Below are 18,241 nucleotides of genomic sequence, written 5' to 3'. Positions count from 1 at the left end.
GCGCCTATGTCTTCGCGGCCAATAAGGGAGAGAAACATGCACGTGACAACCGCTGACAAGCGCGCGACGTTCAGGAAGATGCACGAGAGCGGCTGCTTCATCCTGCCCAACCCAGTCGACGTCGGCAGCGCCAAGGCGTTGCAGCATCTCGGTTTCAAGGCGATTGCGTCATCGAGCGCGGGCTTTGCCTGGACCATCGGCAAGGCCGATAATCACGTCAGCGTCGAGGAGGTCTGTCAGCATCTGGCAGCATTGAGCTCCGCCGTCGACATTCCCGTGAATGCGGATTTCGAGGGCGGCTTTGCCGTCGAGCCGGACAAGGTCGCGGACAATGTCGAGCGCTGTGTCCGCACCGGCGTTGCCGGCCTGTCGATCGAGGATTCCACCGGCGACAAGGCCAAGCCGCTCTACGACCGCGCGCTCGGGGTCGAGCGGATCAAGGCCTCGCGCGAGGCGATCGGCGACAGCGGCACGCTGCTGGTCGGCCGCTGCGAGGCTTATCTGTGGGGCGTGACCGATCTCAAGCTGATCATCGACCGGCTCACCGCCTACGCGGACGCCGGCGCCGATTGCCTTTATGCGCCGGGCCTGAAGAGCCGCGAGGACATTGCGGCGGTGGTGAAGGCGGTGCATCCAAAACCGTTCAATCTCCTGATCGGTGGCTCCGGCCTGTCGTTGCAGCAGGCGGCCGATCTCGGCGTGCGTCGCATCAGCGTCGGCGGCTCGCTCGCCCGCGCCGCCTGGGGCGGTTTCATGCGCGCGGCCAAGGAAATGGCGGAGCAGGGGACCTTCACCGAGCTCGGCAACGGCTATTCCGGCGGCGAGCTGAACAAGATGTTCAGCTGACCCAAAGGAAAAGCGGCGGACCTTTTGGGTCCCGCCGCTTTCGTAGCCTCTCGCTGTCATGCCCCGCCTAGTGCGCAATTGCGCACGGGACGGGGATCCGCTACGCCGAGGCTTCTCGATTTTAGCCACGACCGTCTCGGAGTGCTGGGCCGCCCGGTCAGTCGGGCGACGACAGCTATCGTGTTACTTTTACTTCGCGCCGTCAGACGGCGTCTGCGTATCGGGCGCCGGCTTGCTCGGTGCCGCACCCGTGGTCACGCCCGGCCCGGTGTTGTTGCGCGGCGTTACGTCGCGCATGCCGGGAGGCGCGGTCGGATTGGTCGGCTGCGTCTGCGCGGTCTGCGACGTCGGCGCGTTGCTGGCCTGGTTGGTCGTGCTGGTATTGTTCAGGCCGTAGAACACGGCACCGAGCACCAGCGCAATCGCGACGGCGAACAGCGCAACCTTGCCGCTGGAGGCGGGGCCTTCGCCAAGCTCCGGATCGGCCTGAAGGTCGGCATCCCGGCGCGCCGCGCGAAGATACTCATCGTCGGCGAGGTTCGGGCGGTACGGATCGTTGGGAAAACGGTCGTCAGCCATCGATTGGTCTCCTCGGGTTATTGCCGCGGGACAACCCATGGATGCGAGATTCCGTTCCCGGCGCTTTATGCTTTCGTCGCATGTTGCTCCGGCCACGGGAATCAGGAACCTGTCCATGGGAACCGTGGACCAGGTTCCACAGAAGGAAAACAAATCCATGTGGAGCCTGCTGCCGACGGACGGCGTCCTGCATGTTCTGGCGTTGGTCGCCTTGACGGCGGAGGGCATGACGGCCGCGCTGGCCGCCGGTCGACGGAGCATGGACTATGTCGGCGTTTGTCTTCTCGCCGGCGTGACCGCGCTTGGCGGTGGCACGCTGCGCGACCTGTTTCTCGGTCACTATCCTTTGGTGTGGGTCGCCAACCCGATCTACCTCGCGCTGCCGGGCGGGGCAGCGCTGCTGACGATCCTGATCGCGCGGCTGGTGCATCGGCTGCACCTCGCATTCATCGTTCTCGATGCGATCGGCCTCGTCGTCTTCACCATGATCGGCTGCAATGTCGGCTGGCAGATGGATGCCTCGCTGCCGATCGTGATCGTCTCGGGCATGGTGACGGGCTGCGCCGGCGGCGTGCTGCGCGACGTGCTCTGCAACGACGTGCCGCTCCTGTTCCGATCCGAGCTCTACGCCAGCGTCTCGGTCGTGACCGGGCTGTTCTACGCCACAGCCTTCGGTCTCAATCTCAATGCCGAGCTCTGGACGATCCTGACCTTCGTGCTCGGCCTCAGCTTCCGTCTGCTCGCGGTCCGCTACAGATGGGAGATGCCGAAATTCGTGTTCACAGGGGATGAAAAGAAATAGCGCGCTTTCTTCGCCTCGAAGACTTGGATTGCTCGCCAATGACGGAGAGAGGGCGACGGCCCGGACCTACGGCTCTTCCTTCCTGGCCTTTGCCACCTGCGCCGACGTCACCATCGGGCCCGCATTGCCCCAGGAATTGCGGATGTAGTTCGTCACTGCCGCGATCTCGTCGTCGGACAATTGCTTGGCATAGGCCGGCATCTCGGCGGTGTTGGGCGCACGCGGCGTCGTCACGGTGTGGGCGCCATCGAGGATGATGCGCAAGGTGGAGGACGGATTGACCGATTGCAGCAGAGCGTTGCCGGGCAGCGGCGGATATATCCGTGGGCTGCCTGTGCCGTCGGCCTCGTGGCAGGCGACACAGAGCTTTGCGTAGACCGCCTGGCCGGCCTTCATCTCGGCAATGTCAGCCGGCGTCACGATGGTCTCGCGCCGCGCCGGCGGCAGGCTCTTCAGGTAGACCGCGATCGCACGCACGTCGGCATCGCTCATCTTCGAGGTCGAGTTGACGATCACCTCCGCCATCGGCCCGCCGGCATGGCTTTTGGCGTTGCGGCCGCTTTGCAGATATTCGGTGATATCGTCGGCGCTCCACGACTTCAGCCCGGTGCGCGCGGCGCCGTCGAGCCTTGGGGCATACCAGCCGCCGACCTCGTTGCCGGACAGCGCCTGCGCTTGCTTGTCCGCGCCAAAATAGTTCTTCGGCGTGTGGCAGGCGCCGCAATGGCCGAGACCGGTGACGAGATAGCCGCCTCTGTTCCACGCGGCGCTCTGGCTCTGGTCCGGCTCGAACAGGCCAGGCTTAAAGTACAGATAGTTCCAGACCCGCATCAGCCCGCGATAACCGAATGGCCAGCGCAGCTCCGGCGGCTTGTTGCGGTTGGCGACCGGCGCCAGCGTTCCCAGATAGGCCCGGATCGCCAGCGTGTCGTCCTTCGTCATCCGCGTGAAATAGGGATAGGGAAAAGCCGGGTAGTAGTTCGAACCGTCAGGCGCGAGGCCATAGCGCAAGGCGCGCGTGAAGTCGGCATCGGTCCAGGCGCCGATCCCGAAGTCGCGGTCTGGCCTCAGGTTTGGCGCGTAGATCGCACCGAAGGGCGTATCGATGCGCTTTCCGCCCGCGAACGGCTTTGCCGGATCGGCGGTGTGGCAGCCCGCGCAGTTGCCGGCCTCGACCAGCATCTTGCCGTAGGCGATCAGCTCCGGCGAGGGCTCGGCGGCGCGGGCTGCGCCTCCAACTGCACTGCACAACGCCAAACCCGCGAGAGCCGAGCCAGCCAGAATCGTCCGCATCGAAAGCCTCTCCTGCGACCAATCGACGTCGTCCCGCAGTATAGGGGCCTCACGTCATTTCGCGACGGCGGGGGTATGGTGACACAAATTGAAAATGCCCAGCGTGTTTCAGGCCACGAAATTGCGATTTTTACCCGGCGCTCCCTTTGCTCCAGATTTGTGATGCGGAGCGTGAAATTTCCGACATAGAGTGGCGGAGATGGTCGGCGCGCCCTAGCTAAAAATGACGGGCAGGCAACGGCTTAAGTGGCCAAAGGCCAAGAAGGGCGGAAGAGGACAGCATGGGCATCAACCAGGGTCCGATCAGTCTCGATCAGAAATACACCCAGCAAACCGGACACGTTTTCACCACGGGCATTCAGGCGCTGGTGCGCCTGCCCATGGCCCAGATCCGGCGCGACCGCGCCAACGGCCTCAACACCGCGGGCTTCATCTCCGGCTATCGCGGCTCCCCGCTCGGCGGCTATGACCAGCAGCTCTTCGCCGCACGGAAGCATCTCGAACAGTACAACATCAAGTTTCAGCCCGGCGTGAACGAGGATCTCGCGGCGACCGCCGTATGGGGCTCGCAGCAGCTCAACCTCTCGCCCGGCGCCCAATATGATGGCGTGGTCGGCATCTGGTACGGCAAGGGCCCCGGCGTCGACCGTTGCGGTGACGTCTTCCGCCACGGCAATGCCGCCGGCTCGGCCAAGAACGGCGGCGTGCTCTGTCTTGCCGGCGACGACCATGGCGCAAAATCCTCCACCGTCCCGCATCAGTCCGACCATGCCTTCATCTCGGCGCTGATGCCGTATCTCTATCCCTCGAGCATCCACGAGATGATCGAGATGGGTCTGCTCGGCATCGCGATGTCGCGCTACTCCGGCTGCTGGGTCGGCATGAAGGTGATCACGGAGACGGTGGAGACCACGGCCGAGATCGACCTCACCGACGAGATGAAGCCCTTTATCATCCCCTCCGATTTCGAGCTGCCGCCCGGCGGCCTCAATCTGCGCTGGCCCGACGACCGCTTCGAGCAGGATCGTCGCCTCCAGGACTACAAGGGCTTTGCCGCGATCGCCTTTGCGCGCGCCAACAAGGTGAACCGCGTCACCATGGATTCGCCGAATGCCCGCTTCGGCATCATGGCATCCGGCAAGAGCTATGAGGATGTGCGCCAGGCGCTGCGCGAGCTCGGGATCACCGAGGAGGTCGCCGCGAAGATCGGCCTTCGCCTTTACAAGATCGGCATGCCATGGCCGCTGGAGCCGGAGGGCGTACGGCAGTTCGCTGTGGGGCTCGAAGAAATCTTCATCGTCGAGGAACGGCGCGAGATCGTCGAGAACCAGGTCAAGCAGGAGTTGTTCAACTGGCGTGACGACGTCCGCCCACGCATCGTCGGCAAGATGGACGAGCACGACAAGCGCTTTTTGACCTTCGCCGCCGAGCTCAGCGTCGCCTCGCTTGCGACCTCGTTAACCGAGCGGCTGCTTCGACTTAATCTCAACCCTGAAATTGCGGAGATGCTCCGCGTCAAGGCCGACTGGTTCAACGGCCGCCAGGCCACGCAGATGCAGGCGGTCGCGCCCATCTCCCGTACCCCGTATTTCTGCTCAGGCTGTCCCCACAACACATCCACGAAAGTCCCCGAAGGCAGCCGCGCCATGGCCGGCATCGGCTGTCACTTCATGGCGCTGTGGATGGACCGCTCGACCGAAACGTTTACGCATATGGGCGGGGAGGGCGTGCCCTGGGTCGGCATTGCGCCTTTCACCAAGGAGAACCACATCTTCGCGAATCTCGGTGACGGCACCTATTTCCATTCGGGCATTCTCGCCATCCGCCAGGCGATCGCCTCCAAGGCGAACATCACCTACAAGATCCTCTACAACGACGCCGTTGCCATGACCGGCGGTCAGCGCCATGACGGCGATCTCTCGCCGCAGCAGATCACCCAGCAGCTTTACGCCGAAGGCATCCGCGAGCTCTATCTGGTCTCGGAAAACCCCGATGCTTACCCGGCCGACACCATCGCGCCAGGCGTGAAGAAGTATCACCGCGACGAGCTCGACAATGTCATGAAAATGTGCCGCGAATACAAGGGCACGTCTGCGATCGTGTTCGTGCAGACCTGCGCGGCCGAGAAGCGTCGCCGGCGCAAGCGCGGCTTGATGGAAGACCCGCCGCGCCGCGTCATGATCAACCCGGCGGTCTGCGAGGGCTGCGGCGACTGCTCGGTGCAGTCGAACTGCATCTCGGTCGAGCCGCTCGAGACCGAGTTCGGCCGCAAGCGGGCTATCAACCAGTCCTCCTGCAACAAGGACTATTCCTGCCTGAAGGGTTTCTGTCCGTCCTTCGTCACGATCGACGGCGGTGCGCCGCGCCATCGCGCGCCGGCGGAGCTCAGCGAGATCGGCGAGCTTCCGGAGCCGGCCTCACGCCCGAGCCTCGACAAGCCGTACAACATCGCAGTCGGCGGTGTCGGCGGCACCGGTGTGCTCACCATCGGCGCGCTGCTCGGCATGGCCGCCCATATCGAGGGCAAGGCCTCGATGATCCTCGACATGTCGGGTCTCGCGCAGAAGGGCGGGGCGGTGCTCAGCCACGTCCGCCTGTCCGATCATCCGGCCGAGGTCACCTGCTCGCGCATCGTCACCGGAACGGCCGATCTTGTGCTCGCAGCCGACGAGGTGGTCGCGGTTGCCAAGGACACGATCTCGCTCTGCGACTCCAGCCGCACCCGCGGCATCATCAACAGCCACGTCATCCCGACCGCCGATTTCGTCCTCAACCGCGACTTCAATTTCCAGACCCGCAAGCTCAATGCGGTGCTGGAGACGGCGCTGCACAAGGATTCCGTGTTCTTCGATTTCACCAAGCCGGCCGAGCAGCTGCTCGGCGACGCTATCGCCACCAACATGATGATGATGGGCTATGCCTATCAGAAGGGGCTGTTCCCGCTGTCGGCGGCGTCGATCGAGCAGGCCATCGAGGTCAACGGCGTCTCGATCAAGATGAACAAGGAGGCCTTCCGCCTCGGCCGCCTCGCGGTCGCCGATCCCAAGCGCCTCGCCGACATGCTGAAGGGGACGGACGAGGTCGTTGTACCCAAGACGCTGGAGGCGATGACGTTGGACGAGATCATCGAGCATCGCGCCAAGCACCTCACCGCCTATCAGAATGCTCGCCTGGCAAAACGTTATCGCAAGCTGGTCGACCAGGTCCGCGAGGTTGCGGTGAAGGGCGGCTATGGCGAAGCGCTGCCGCGCGCCGTCGCGGTGAACTACGCCAAGTTGTTGGCCTACAAGGACGAATACGAAGTCGCGCGCCTCTACACCGACGGCGCCTTCGAGCAGCAGCTCCGCGATCAGTTCGAGGGCGAGTTCAAGTTCAACTTCAATCTGGCGCCGCCGATCCTCAGCCGCGGCGTTGATGCGCTCGGCCGTCCGAAGAAGCGCGCCTTCGGCCCGTGGATGCTGAACGTCTTCCGCGTGCTGGCCAAATTCAAATTCCTGCGCGGCACGCCGTTCGACATTTTCGGCCGCAGCGCCGACCGCAAGCTCGAGCGCGACCTGATCGCCGGCTACGAGAAGGACGTTTCAACCGTGCTCGGCCTGCTGTCGCCGGTCACGCATGACACCGCCGTGGAGCTGCTGTCGCTGCCCGACCGCATTCGCGGCTATGGCCCGGTGAAGGAGAAGGCCGTAAACGACGCCAAGGCCCGCTACGCCCAGCTCGCCGCTGACCTCGCCAACCCGTCGCCCGCGCCAAGGCAGATCGCGGCGGAGTAGGTCTCCTAGACCTGCGATTTTCCTCTTTGAAATCAACCCCGTTCTACTGTGCATGGGGTTGTTTTCGTAAAAAAAGAAAATCGCTTGCGCGGTCGGGCAAAACAGCTTTAGGACTCGGCTGTCGCCTGCATCATTGGCGAGGAGCCCTTGCGACGACGCAATCCAGCACAAGAGGCGGACCGCATTTGCGCCAAGCCGCTACCCTCTCGCGGGGCGGAATATTTCCGCGCTTGCCAAGCAGGCCACCGCGGTTCAGAAAAACGGAGCAAGAAGAAACGCGAGCGGAGACCTGAAGTTTGACCATCAAGGGCAAGGCCTACATTGCCGGGATTTTTGAACACCCGACCCGGCATGCGCCGGACAAATCCACCGCCCAGCTCCACGCCGAGGTCGCCAAGGGCGCGATCGAGGATGCCGGGCTCTCCAAGGACGATGTCGACGGCTATTTCTGCGCGGGCGATGCGCCCGGCGGCGCTTGGCCGATGGTCGATTATCTCGGCCTGAACACCAAAAAACTCCGCCATGTCGATTCCACCGAGACCGGCGGCTGTTCCTACATCATCCATCTCGGCCACGCCGCCGAAGCGATTGCGGCAGGCAAGTGCTCGATCGCGCTGATCACGCTGGCCGGCAAGCCGCGCACCGGCGTGATGCCGCCGCGCGCGGCCGGCGCAGAGGTGGATTTCGAATCCGCTTACGGCGCGACCACGCACAATGCCTATGGCATGTGTGCCATGCGCCACATGCACGACTATGGCACCACGAGCGAGCAGCTCGCCTGGATCAAGGTCGCGGCCTCGCATCATGCGCAATATAATCCGCATGCGATGCTCAAGGACGTCGTCACCGTCGAGGACGTCCTGAACTCGCCGATGATCTCCGATCCCCTCCACCGCATGGATTGCTGCGTCGTCTCCGATGGCGGCGGCGCGCTGATCGTGACGACGCCAGAGATTGCCAAGAGCCTGAAGAAGCCTCAGGTGCGCCTGATCGGCCATGGCGAGGCCATGAAGGGCCCGCGCGGCGGCAAGGATCTCGACCTCACTTATTCCGCCGGTATCTGGTCCGGCCCGCGCGCCTTCGAGGAAGCCGGCATCACGCCGAAGGACATCAGATACGCCTCGATCTACGACAGCTTCACCATCACCGTCTTGATGCAGCTCGAAGATCTCGGCTTCTGCAAGAAGGGCGAGGGCGGCAAGTTCGTCGCCGACGGCAATCTGATCTCCGGCGTCGGCAAGCTGCCGTTCAACACCGACGGCGGTGGCCTCTGCAGCAATCATCCCGTCAACCGCGGCGGCATGACCAAGATCATCGAGGCCGTCAGGCAACTGCGCGGCGAGGCGCATCCGAAGGTGCAGGTTCCGAATTGCGATCTCGCTATCGCCCATGGCACCGGCGGCCTGTTGGGTGTCCGCCACGCCGCCTCGACCGCCATTCTGGAGCGCGTGTGATGAGCGAAACAAAAAAATACCCGGCCCCGGTGACCAATCCCGAGACCGCAGCGTTCTGGGACGCGGCGAAAGAGGGCAAGTTCATGATCAAGCGCTGCACCGCCTGCGGCGAAGCGCATTACTTCCCGCGCGCGATCTGCCCGTTCTGCTATTCCGACAAGACGGTGTGGGAGGAAGCGTCGGGCGAGGGCACGATCTACACTTACAGCCTGATGCGGAAATCTCCGACGGGCCCTTATGCCATCGGCTACGTCACGCTGAAGGAGGGGCCGTCGGTGCAGACCAATTTCGTCGACTGCGATCTCGAGAAGCTGAAGATCGGTCAAAAGGTGAAGGTGGTGTTCAAGCCGACCGAGGGCGCACCGCTGCCGTTCTTCACGCCGGCCTGATTGCTTTCTTCCTTCTCCCCTTGTGGGAGAAGGTGGCATAGGCCGCCTCCGGCGGCCGTCCTTAAAAGACGCCGAAGCGAAGCTTCGGCTTTGGCGCCGGATGAGGGGTATCGCTCCGCGGAGAGATTGTTTGATGCGGAAGCAACCCCTCACCCAAATGAGTTTGCCGCACCGTCCTCGCTGCCCTCTCCCACAAGGGGAGAGGGCACTTCAACTGGCGGTGCCGAAGACATTCGGGAGGAAGACAAACAACATGTCCGCCAGATACGAAGAACTCAAAAGCCTGAAAAACATCGGCCAGAAATACGCCTACACCGACCGCGACGTAATGCTCTACGCCTATGGCATCGGCCTAGGCGCCGATCCCATGGACGAGAAGGAGCTTGCCTTCGTCAACGAGGGCACGCTGACGCCGCGGCCGCTCAAGGTAGTGCCGACGTTCGCGTCCGTGGCAGCGTGGGGGTCGGGTCCCGGCGAGATGAACCTCAACCGCGTGATGGTGGTCGATGGCGAGCGCGACATCACCTTCCACCAGCCGCTGCCGGTCGCCGCGAACATCACCGCCGATTCCTCCGTGCTCGAGGTCTACGACAAGGGCAAGGACAAGGGCGTCGTGATCAGTCACCAGACGGTGCTGAAGAACGAGAAGGGCGAAAAACTGGCAACGCTGGTCGCTTCGCGCTTCGCCCGTGGCGACGGCGGCTTCGGCGGTCCGAACCTGACGCAGCCGGATCCGCACAAGATTCCGTCGCGCGCACCCGACAAGACCATCGACATCACGACGCGCCCCGATCAGGCCCTGGTCTATCGCCTCTGCGGCGACCGTAACCCGCTGCACTCCGACCCCGAGTTCGCCAGGAAGGCCGGCTTCCCGCGCCCGATCCTGCACGGCATGTGCACCTACGGCATCACCTGTCGCGGCGTGCTCCAGACCTATGCCGATTACGATGCCTCGGCCTTCCGCCAGCACGTTGCCCGGTTCTCTTCGCCCGTCTATCCCGGCGAGACCGTGACCATGGACCTCTGGAAGGACGGCAACGTGATCTCGTTTGAAGCCAAGGTGAAGTCGCGCGGGGTCACCGTGATCAAGAACGGCAAGACGGTGCTGGGTTAGGTCGGTCTCGTGCCCCGGACGCAGCGGAGCACGCGGTGATGCGCTGCTGAGCCGGGGCCGGGGATGCTCGACGAAGAACTGGGTCCCGGCTCTGCGATGCAGTTTCACGCTGTATCTTGTCCGGGACAAAACAAAAACAGGGAGACGCCACCATGGGACTACTCGACGGCAAGGTTGCGCTGATCACTGGTGCAGGCGGGGGGCTCGGTGAGGCCTATGCAAAGCTGTTCGCGCGGGAAGGGGCCTCGGTGGTCGTCAACGACCTTGGCGGGCCCCGCGACGGCTCCGGCGCTGACAATTCCATGGCGCAGCAGGTGGTCGACGCGATCAAGGCCGAGGGCGGCAAGGCGGTCGCCAACGGCGCCGACATCTCCACCATGGAGGGCGGCCAATCGGTGTTCGACGACGCCATCAAGCACTTTGGCCGGGCAGACATCCTGGTGAACAATGCCGGCATCCTGCGCGACCAGACCTTTCACAAGGCCTCCGAAGCCGACTGGGACAAGGTCATCAAGGTCCACCTGAAGGGCACCTTCTGTTGCACCCTGCCGGTGTTTCGCTGGATGCGTGAAAACGGCGGCGGCGTCATCGTCAACACCTCCTCGACCTCGGGCCTGATCGGCAATTTCGGCCAGACCAATTACGGCGCGGCCAAGGGCGGCATCTGGGGCCTGTCCAACGTGCTGGCGATCGAGGGCCGCAAGTACAACATCCGAATCTGGACGCTGGCGCCGGGCGCGCTGACCCGCATGACGGCAGACCTGCCCCGCTATAAGGAGAACCCCGGCGCGGCGCTGGGGCCGGACGGCATCGCGCCGGCCGTGCTATACATGGTCAGCGACTTGTCGGGCGACCAGACCGGCAAGGTGCTGGGCGTGTCCGGGCCCCGCGGTGTGCGCGAGATGCGGATGATGGAGATGGAAGGCTGGAAACCGCCGCACTCGGGCTGGAAGGCCCAGGACATCGTTGATCATGCCAAGGAGATCTTCTTCTCCGAGGAGCAGATCAAGATGGGGGCGCGGCGGTTTTAGGCTGAGTTGTCGTTCCGGGCCGATGCGAAGCATCGAACCCGGAACCTTGAGATTCCGGATCTGGTCCTTCCGACCATCCCGGAATGACAAAAGAAAGAGAGACGAGACGAACATGAAACTCACCGCCGATGCCAAGGGCACTTTCGCAATCGCGCCGACGCCGTTCCACGACGACGGCCGGATCGACGAGCGCTCGATCGACCGCCTGACCGATTTCTACGAGGAGATCGGCTGTGACGGCGTCACGGTGCTCGGCATTCTCGGCGAGGCGCCGAAGCTCGATGCCGCCGAGGCCGAGCAGGTGGCGGTGCGCTTCGTCAAGCGGGCCAAGAAGATGCAGGTGATCGTCGGCGTCTCTGCGCCGGGTTTTGCCACCATGCGCTCGCTGGCAAGGGCCTCGATGGACGCCGGCGCGGCCGGCGTCATGATCGCACCGCCACCATCGCTCCGCACCGACGACCAGATCGTCGGCTATTTCAAGCAGGCTGCCGAGGCGATCGGGCCTGACGTGCCCTGGGTGCTTCAGGATTATCCGCTGACGCTCTCGGTGGTGTTCACCCCCGCCGTGATCCGCAAGATCGTTATGGACAATCCGAACTGCGTGATGCTCAAGCATGAGGACTGGCCGGGGCTGGAAAAGATCTCGACGCTGCGAGGCTTCCAGAAGGACGGCTCGCTGCGTCCGCTCTCGATCCTCTGCGGCAATGGCGGCCTCTTTTTGGATTTCGAAATGGAGCGCGGCGCCGACGGCGCCATGACCGGTTATGCCTTCCCCGAGCTCCTGATCGATGTCGTGCGCCTCTCGAAAGAAGGCAAGCGCGATGCCGCGCATGATCTGTTCGACGCGCATCTGCCGCTGATCCGCTACGAGCAGCAGCCGGGCGCCGGCCTTGCCGTGCGCAAATACGTGCTCCAGAAGCGCGGCATCATCGCCTCGAGCGCCCAGCGCAAGCCCGGCGCGACCATCACGCCGGCGGCGAAGGCGGAGGTCGAATACCTGCTGTCGCGCGTCGCCCGAATCGACAAGCGCACCAATCTCGGCCCGCAATCCAGCGCCGCAGGTTAGCCGCATGCCTGAAGCCATCGCATCACGCCCTGCCTCGACGATCCTCCTGCTGCGCGACGGCGCGGATGTCGACGGCAAGAGCCGCGACGAGATCGAGGTCTTCATGATGGTCCGCCATCATCAGATCGAGTTCAACTCGGGCGCGCTGGTGTTTCCCGGCGGCAGCGTCGATGCAGGCGACAAGGAGATCGTGGCCCGCGCCGACCTCTATTCGGGCGGCGAGGGCTTAAGCGAGGCGGACCGCGGCTTTCGGATCGCGGCGATCCGCGAGACTTTTGAAGAGAGCGGCATCCTGCTGGCGCGATCGAAGGATTCGGGCGCACCGGTCGATGCCAAGCGTGCCGGCGAGATCGCCGATGCGCACCGCGTCGCGCTCAACGAGCACAAGGTCAGCTTCCTCGATATCCTTGCCGATAACCGTCTTCAGCTCGCGCTCGAGACGCTCGTGCCGTATGCGCACTGGATTACGCCAGAGGGCATGCCGAAGCGGTTCGACACATGGTTCTTCCTTGCGGCCGCGCCGCCCGATCAGCTCGGCGCCCATGATGGTCGCGAGTCCACCGACTCCATCTGGGTCTCGCCGCGCGAGGCGGTGGAGGGCGGGGCGAGCGGCCGCTTCAAGCTGCCGTTCCCGACCACCCGCAATCTGATCCGGCTTGCCAAGCAGGGCAGCGTGAGTGCTGCACTGGAGCACGCCCGCGGGATATCGATCGTCACGGTCATGCCTGTGATGACCAGGACCGAAACCGGCCGCCAGCTCCGCATCCCCCGCGAGGCCGGCTACGATGGCGAGGTGTTCGAGGTCGGCGCGGTCGGCTAGATACTTCGATGCCAAACGAAGTATCGGCGGCCGCGGACAAGCTAGGTTCTGTCCATCGCGAATGGATGGGACGCAAGTCATGGACAACCGGCAGGGTACCAACATCGCCGTCGAGCTGGCGTTGCTGGTCGCGCTCGCAACACTCTGGGGCGGCTCCTACACTTTCATCAAGCTGGGCGTTGCCACCATTCCGCCGGTCACGCTGATCGCGGCGCGTACCACGATCGCGGGCCTCTTGCTGCTTGCCGTCATGCGGGCGCGCGGCATTGGGATGCCGACCGACCGCGAGACCTGGCAGCGCTTCGCCTTCCAGGCCGTGCTCAACAGCGTCATCCCCTGGACGTTGATCGCCTGGGGCGAGCGCCATGTCGATGCTGCGCTTGCTACGATCCTCAATTCGGCCGGGCCGATCTTCACCTTCCTGCTCACGGCGCTGATCACCGGTCACGAGGCGACGACGCCGCGGAAGCTGTTTGGCGTGATCGCCGGCATGGCCGGCATCCTGCTGATCGTCGGCGTCAATGCCTTCCATGACATCGGCAGCGGCCTGCTGGCGGAGGCGGCGATCGTGGCCGCGACGATCTGCTATGCCTGCGCCGCGATCTTCGGCCGCAGTTTCAAGGGGCTCGACCCCATGGCGCCGGCCGCCGGCTCGCTGCTGGCGGGCGCAGCCGTGCTGATTCCGGCCTCGCTCGCGATCGAGCAGCCCTGGACGCTGTCGCCTTCGCCGGTTTCCGTATTGGCGCTGCTCGCGCTGGCCGTGTTCTCGACTGCGGCGGCCTTCGCGATCTACTTCCGTCTGATCCAGACATTGGGCTCGGTCGGGACCACGGCGCAGGCCTATCTGCGCGTCCCGATCGGGGTTGCCATCAGTATCGCCTTCCTCGGCGAGACCTTGAGCCGGACCGCCTGGATCGGTTTGGCCTGCGTCGTCCTCGGCGTTGCCGCCATGACGATCCCGGCCGGGCGGCCGGCAAGCGTCAAGAGCTCTTAGTCCGAGACGAAGAGAGGCGGCAGGCTCCGGATATTAAGGATATTCGTCGGCCACAGGCATGTTCCCCCGGGGGCGCAATACGTCGTATATTGGGCCTCCAGCAGCCTGGTCCTCAAAAGCCCCAATGTCCGCCGAATTGATGCCGATCCCAGAGAAAAAGCGAACCTTCTCGCTCTCCATCGGCCAGCTCACCTTCGGCAGCTTCCTGTTGGTGCTGGCGGTAATTATCGTCACCTCGACCGCGAGCGTGATTGCGATCCGGCATATCGACACCACCTTCGCCGAGCTGCAGCGGCTCCAGAGCGTCGGGGACCTCGCCGAGGACATCGATCGCCGCATGAACGAATTGCGCCTCGCCGCGCGCGACTTCGTCACCGATCCCGGCGCCGGCATCCAGTTCCAGCAGGTGGGCGAGGCGGCCTCCGCCTTAAGCGATATCCTGAAGAAGACCCGCATCGAGCTCGCGCCCGAGCAGCAGGACATGATCGACGGGGTCACCGAGCGGCTTGCGACCTATCGGACGGGCCTGGAGCGGATCTCGACCCTGATCGACCGCCGCGCCCAGCTGCTCGCCGGCCTGCCACCGCTGCGCGACCGTTTCGACGCGGCCGTCGCCGGCACCACGGACCGCGAGCTGGCCTCCCGCCTGTCCGAGGCGCAGAGCCGGATCGCGCTCGGGCTGCTGGCGCGCAACCCTTCCGCGGCCGAGCAGGCCGCGGAGGGAATGCGGGCGATGGACACCGCCGATAGCAAGCTGAGGTCGGCCGTCAACGATTACGCCGAGGCAATCATGGCGGTCGCCGTCCGCGAGCGACAGATCGCCGACATCGACCGCGAGGTGCTGGGCACCGAGGGTCGCCTGATCGGCCGCGTCACCGAATTGCTGCGCGAGGTCAGTTCGCGCCGCGGCCACGTGCTGTCGCGCGATTTTGCCCGCACGCTGACCGAGGCGCGGTGGCAGAGCATCGTGCTCGGCACGGTCGGCGTGCTGATCGGCATCGGCGCCGCGCTGTTCGTGGTGCGAAGGACGGTCCGTCCGCTCGCCCAGATCGCGCGCTCCATTCGCGCGCTTGCGGCGGGCCAGAAGGACACGTCGATCCCGTCGGCCGACCTCGACAACGAGATCGGCGACATCGCGCGCGCGGCCGAAGTGTTCCGCCGCGCGCTCGAGGAGGCCGACACGGCGCGCGAGGCGGCGGTGCGCGCGCTCACCGAGCAGCGCCTCGCCGAGGAGAGCTACCGAAAACTGTTCGAGGGCTCGGTCGATGGCATCTACGTGACGACGCCGGCCGGCGACCTCCTCAACGCCAATCCGGCGCTGGCGCGGATGATGGGTTACGACAGCCCGCAGCACCTCATCGACAGCATCAACGACATCGCCCATACGATCTACGTCCACCCCGAGGCGCGTGCCGAATATCAGCGGCTGATGGCGCGCGACGGCATGGTACGCGAGTTCGAGTATCAGGTTCGCCAGCGCAACGGCAACATCCTGTGGCTCTCCGACAGCGCCACAGGCGTGCGGGACGAGCAGGGCAACATCGTCCGCTACGAGGGCACGCTGCGCGACATCACCGACCAGAAGCGGGCGGAAGATGCCATCGCCGAAGGCCGGCGCCTGCTCCAGCAGGTTATCGACACCGTGCCGGCGGTGATCAACGTCAAGGATCGCGACCTGCGCTATGTACTGATGAACCGCTATATGGCCGGCATCTTCGGCATCGAGCCGGGCGACGCGCTCGGCCGCACCACGGCCGACCTGATGTCGCGCTATGGCGCAGCCAAGTCCGACGAGAGCGACAAGCGCGTGCTCAAGCTCCGCAGGGGGCTCGGCTTCTATGAGGAGGAGTACAAGGACGCCTCCGGCAACATGCGGCAATGGCTCGTCAACAAGCTGCCGCTGCTCGACGCCGAAGGCGAGATCGAACGCATCGTCACCGTCGCGCTCGACATCGGCGAGCGCAAGCGCGGCGAGCAGGAGATGCGCAAGGCCAAGGAAGCTGCCGAGACCGCGCTGCGCAATCTGCGCGAGACCCAGGCCTCGCTGATCGAGGCGGAGAAGCTCGCCGCGCTCGGGCGCCTGGTCGCCGGCGTCGCGCACGAGGTCAACAATCCGGTCGGCATCAGCCTCACGGTCGCGTCCGCGCTGGAGCGCAAGACCGCGATGTTCACCGCCGAGGTGGAGCGCGGCGAGCTCCGCCGCTCCACGCTCAACGAGTTTCTCAACACCAGCCGCGATGCCTCTTCGCAGCTCGTCTCCAATCTCAACCGCGCCGCCGAGCTGATCCAGTCGTTCAAGCAGGTCGCGGCCGACCGCAACTATTCGGACCAGCGCAGCTTCGACCTCGGCGACCTCACCGAGCAGGTGGTGATGAGCCTGCGACCCGGCCTGCGAAAGCACAATCTGACGCTCAATGTCGAGTGCCAGCCGGATCTCATCATGAACAGCTATCCCGGCCCGTACGGCCAGGTGCTGACCAATCTGTTTCTCAATTCGGTGGCGCACGCCTTTCCGGACGGCCGGCCAGGGACCATCGACATCCAGGTGCGCGAGTCCGGCAAGGACAATGTCGAGATCGTCTTCTCCGACAATGGCTGCGGCATGTCGCTCGACGTCCGCCGCCGCGCCTTCGATCCGTTCTTCACGACACGGCGCGATCAGGGCGGCACCGGCCTCGGCCTGCACATCGTCTACAGCATTGTCACCAACCGGCTCGGCGGCCGGCTCGATCTCGATTCCGAGCCGGGCGGTGGCACGCGCATCCAGATGATCCTGCCGCGCACAGCGCCGCTCGAGCAGGCGGCGGAATGATCAGGTCGCGGACTCGCTAGCGCCGCGCTGCCGGCGATCGTCACCCGCGAACGAGAGCCGCGCCCAGGATGAGACACCCGGCGCCCAACGCGCGTGTCAACGTGATCGGATAGCGCGGCAGGCCGAACAGCCCGATGTGGTCGAACGCCAACGAACCGAGCAACTGACCCACGACGATCAACGTCAACACCGTCGCCACGCCGAGGCGCGGCACCATGAGGATGCTGGTCGCGATGAAGATCGCGCCGAAAATTCCCCCGGTCCATGCGATCAAAGGCGCTCGTCCGGCCAGGGCGGCAGCGGGTATCGGCTCGCGCACGACGATCAGGACCAGCAGCAATGCGATTGACCCGCCAAGATAACTCACGAACGCCGCCCACCTTCCTGATTGCATGGCGTTGCCAAGGCTGGCGTTCAGCACCTGCTGAAAGGCGAGGCTCAGGCCCGCGGAGAGGACGACGAAGGGTGGCAGAAGCTTCATGCGCGGCTCGTAATGGCATGGAGAGGTGGCGCCAGCTTAGCGCCTGGAGCAAATTCACGTCTGGAACGAAATCGACCGTCTCAATCTGCGAACGCGCAACGGTAGGCGGCAGGCGTTGCGCCGTAAGCGCGCCGAAACAGGCGACCAAGGTGGCTCTGGTCGGAGAACGAGCCGGCATAAGCCACGTCCGCGACGGTGTCGCCGCACTTCAAACGCGAGCGTGCCGCTGCCAGTCGTAGCGCAAGACGATAGGCGGCAGGGGTCATTCCAATCTCTCGCTTGAACTGCCGAATGAAGCCGTCGGTCGATCGGCCCTGCCGTGCCGCGATCGTGCGGATGTCGAGATCGTCGCACGAGACCAGCTCCCTCAGTGCGGCACGTTTGGCCGGCAGCGTCAGACGTCCCGGGCACGGATCATGCGAGCCGATCGCGTCGAGCATCTCCTCTGGCAAGGTTGCCCGTGAGTTACGGATGTAGAACGGCTCCGAGATCCCTCTCACCGCCGCATGATCGCCCGGTAAATAGAGATGATTGACGATCGAGCCCGCGCCGCCGTGCGAGGCGTGCGGTACGCCCGCCGGGATGACGACGATATCGCCCGAGATAGCGAGAAACTCTCCGAATGTGGTCATGTACATGCGCCATCCCTTGCGGACGGCGGCGACCTGGACATCGGCGTGAAGGTGACAGGCGAGCGCGACCGCCTGTGCCGCCTCGAGCTGGCCGAGCTCGATCGCCGAGTCACGTGCCCATGGGCGATATGTCCACGGTCCAGGCATCCTCACTG

General features: G+C 64.7%; 15 protein-coding genes. 11 read left to right on the top strand and 4 right to left on the bottom strand.

All coding sequences use genetic code 11. The annotated features are described in order from the left end of the window. Window positions 1–36 precede the first annotated feature (36 nt). Entirely contained in the window at window positions 37–846 is an 810-nt protein-coding gene (locus IVA98_RS33855) for an isocitrate lyase/PEP mutase family protein (RefSeq protein ID WP_247356629.1), read from the top strand. Between the two features lie 189 nt (window positions 847–1,035). Here the strand turns inward: IVA98_RS33855 and IVA98_RS33850 are convergent, their stop codons facing one another. Next, on the bottom strand, window positions 1,036–1,425 hold the full coding sequence (locus IVA98_RS33850) for a hypothetical protein (protein WP_247276212.1): 390 nt from the start codon (window positions 1,423–1,425) through the stop codon (window positions 1,036–1,038). Between the two features lie 157 nt (window positions 1,426–1,582). Here IVA98_RS33850 and IVA98_RS33845 point away from each other — a divergent pair, with 157 nt between their 5' ends. After that, a complete protein-coding gene (locus tag IVA98_RS33845; protein WP_247301144.1) occupies window positions 1,583–2,227 on the top strand; it encodes a trimeric intracellular cation channel family protein in 645 nt (214 codons plus the stop codon). A gap of 66 nt (window positions 2,228–2,293) precedes the next feature. Here the strand turns inward: IVA98_RS33845 and IVA98_RS33840 are convergent, their stop codons facing one another. Next, window positions 2,294–3,520 (bottom strand): c-type cytochrome, encoded by a 1,227-nt coding sequence (locus IVA98_RS33840; RefSeq protein WP_247356627.1) that lies wholly within the window; start codon window positions 3,518–3,520, stop codon window positions 2,294–2,296. A 281-nt stretch (window positions 3,521–3,801) separates the two neighbouring features. On the opposite strand from IVA98_RS33840, the gene IVA98_RS33835 reads away from it, so the two are divergent. From IVA98_RS33835 to IVA98_RS33795, 9 genes are all read left to right on the top strand, one after another. Then, the gene (locus tag IVA98_RS33835) at window positions 3,802–7,293 is read left to right on the top strand and encodes an indolepyruvate ferredoxin oxidoreductase family protein (RefSeq protein WP_247356625.1); all 3,492 of its coding nucleotides are present in this window, start codon (window positions 3,802–3,804) and stop codon (window positions 7,291–7,293) included. 296 nt (window positions 7,294–7,589) lie between these two features. Beyond that, complete coding sequence (locus IVA98_RS33830; protein ID WP_247301133.1) at window positions 7,590–8,747, top strand: thiolase family protein; 1,158 nt, start codon at window positions 7,590–7,592, stop codon at window positions 8,745–8,747. After that, complete coding sequence (locus tag IVA98_RS33825) at window positions 8,747–9,136, top strand: Zn-ribbon domain-containing OB-fold protein (protein WP_247301132.1); 390 nt, start codon at window positions 8,747–8,749, stop codon at window positions 9,134–9,136. Before IVA98_RS33830 ends, IVA98_RS33825 begins: the two co-directional genes overlap by 1 nt. Window positions 9,137–9,389: 253 nt before the next feature. After that, on the top strand, window positions 9,390–10,250 hold the full coding sequence (locus IVA98_RS33820; protein WP_247301131.1) for a MaoC family dehydratase: 861 nt from the start codon (window positions 9,390–9,392) through the stop codon (window positions 10,248–10,250). Window positions 10,251–10,402: 152 nt separating this feature from the next. Beyond that, window positions 10,403–11,281 (top strand): SDR family oxidoreductase, encoded by an 879-nt coding sequence (locus tag IVA98_RS33815; protein WP_247301130.1) that lies wholly within the window; start codon window positions 10,403–10,405, stop codon window positions 11,279–11,281. Window positions 11,282–11,393: 112 nt separating this feature from the next. After that, window positions 11,394–12,347 carry a dihydrodipicolinate synthase family protein gene (locus IVA98_RS33810; RefSeq protein ID WP_247356624.1) on the top strand — a complete coding sequence of 318 codons (954 nt, stop codon included), beginning with the start codon at window positions 11,394–11,396 and terminating at the stop codon, window positions 12,345–12,347. 4 nt (window positions 12,348–12,351) lie between these two features. Then, window positions 12,352–13,167: an NUDIX hydrolase gene (locus IVA98_RS33805; protein WP_247301128.1), complete on the top strand. Its 816-nt coding sequence runs from the start codon at window positions 12,352–12,354 to the stop codon at window positions 13,165–13,167. Between the two features lie 79 nt (window positions 13,168–13,246). Further along, the gene (locus IVA98_RS33800) at window positions 13,247–14,161 is read left to right on the top strand and encodes a DMT family transporter (RefSeq protein WP_247356622.1); all 915 of its coding nucleotides are present in this window, start codon (window positions 13,247–13,249) and stop codon (window positions 14,159–14,161) included. A 124-nt stretch (window positions 14,162–14,285) separates the two neighbouring features. Further along, window positions 14,286–16,973 carry a PAS domain S-box protein gene (locus IVA98_RS33795; RefSeq protein ID WP_247301126.1) on the top strand — a complete coding sequence of 896 codons (2,688 nt, stop codon included), beginning with the start codon at window positions 14,286–14,288 and terminating at the stop codon, window positions 16,971–16,973. Between the two features lie 40 nt (window positions 16,974–17,013). On the opposite strand, the gene IVA98_RS33790 is transcribed toward IVA98_RS33795, so the two are convergent. After that, complete coding sequence (locus tag IVA98_RS33790; protein WP_247301125.1) at window positions 17,014–17,454, bottom strand: DMT family transporter; 441 nt, start codon at window positions 17,452–17,454, stop codon at window positions 17,014–17,016. Between the two features lie 80 nt (window positions 17,455–17,534). Continuing rightward, complete coding sequence (locus IVA98_RS33785; protein ID WP_247301124.1) at window positions 17,535–18,233, bottom strand: helix-turn-helix domain-containing protein; 699 nt, start codon at window positions 18,231–18,233, stop codon at window positions 17,535–17,537. Window positions 18,234–18,241: the final 8 nt, after the last annotated feature.

The sequence above is a fragment of the Bradyrhizobium sp. 160 genome (assembly GCF_023073735.1).
In the GTDB taxonomy this organism is placed as follows: Bacteria; Pseudomonadota; Alphaproteobacteria; order Rhizobiales; family Xanthobacteraceae; genus Bradyrhizobium.
The sequence above is the reverse complement of the archived record's forward strand: the minus strand, read 5'-3'. Positions and strand labels throughout refer to the sequence as shown.

Coding starts and splice junctions, on each gene's coding strand:
- IVA98_RS33855 (WP_247356629.1), top strand. CDS start 37: ATGCACGTGACAACCGCTGACAAGCGCGCGACGTTCAGGAAGATGCAC.
- IVA98_RS33850 (WP_247276212.1), bottom strand. CDS start 1,425: ATGGCTGACGACCGTTTTCCCAACGATCCGTACCGCCCGAACCTCGCC.
- IVA98_RS33845 (WP_247301144.1), top strand. CDS start 1,583: ATGTGGAGCCTGCTGCCGACGGACGGCGTCCTGCATGTTCTGGCGTTG.
- IVA98_RS33840 (WP_247356627.1), bottom strand. CDS start 3,520: ATGCGGACGATTCTGGCTGGCTCGGCTCTCGCGGGTTTGGCGTTGTGC.
- IVA98_RS33835 (WP_247356625.1), top strand. CDS start 3,802: ATGGGCATCAACCAGGGTCCGATCAGTCTCGATCAGAAATACACCCAG.
- IVA98_RS33825 (WP_247301132.1), top strand. CDS start 8,747: ATGAGCGAAACAAAAAAATACCCGGCCCCGGTGACCAATCCCGAGACC.
- IVA98_RS33820 (WP_247301131.1), top strand. CDS start 9,390: ATGTCCGCCAGATACGAAGAACTCAAAAGCCTGAAAAACATCGGCCAG.
- IVA98_RS33815 (WP_247301130.1), top strand. CDS start 10,403: ATGGGACTACTCGACGGCAAGGTTGCGCTGATCACTGGTGCAGGCGGG.
- IVA98_RS33810 (WP_247356624.1), top strand. CDS start 11,394: ATGAAACTCACCGCCGATGCCAAGGGCACTTTCGCAATCGCGCCGACG.
- IVA98_RS33805 (WP_247301128.1), top strand. CDS start 12,352: ATGCCTGAAGCCATCGCATCACGCCCTGCCTCGACGATCCTCCTGCTG.
- IVA98_RS33800 (WP_247356622.1), top strand. CDS start 13,247: ATGGACAACCGGCAGGGTACCAACATCGCCGTCGAGCTGGCGTTGCTG.
- IVA98_RS33795 (WP_247301126.1), top strand. CDS start 14,286: ATGTCCGCCGAATTGATGCCGATCCCAGAGAAAAAGCGAACCTTCTCG.
- IVA98_RS33790 (WP_247301125.1), bottom strand. CDS start 17,454: ATGAAGCTTCTGCCACCCTTCGTCGTCCTCTCCGCGGGCCTGAGCCTC.
- IVA98_RS33785 (WP_247301124.1), bottom strand. CDS start 18,233: ATGCCTGGACCGTGGACATATCGCCCATGGGCACGTGACTCGGCGATC.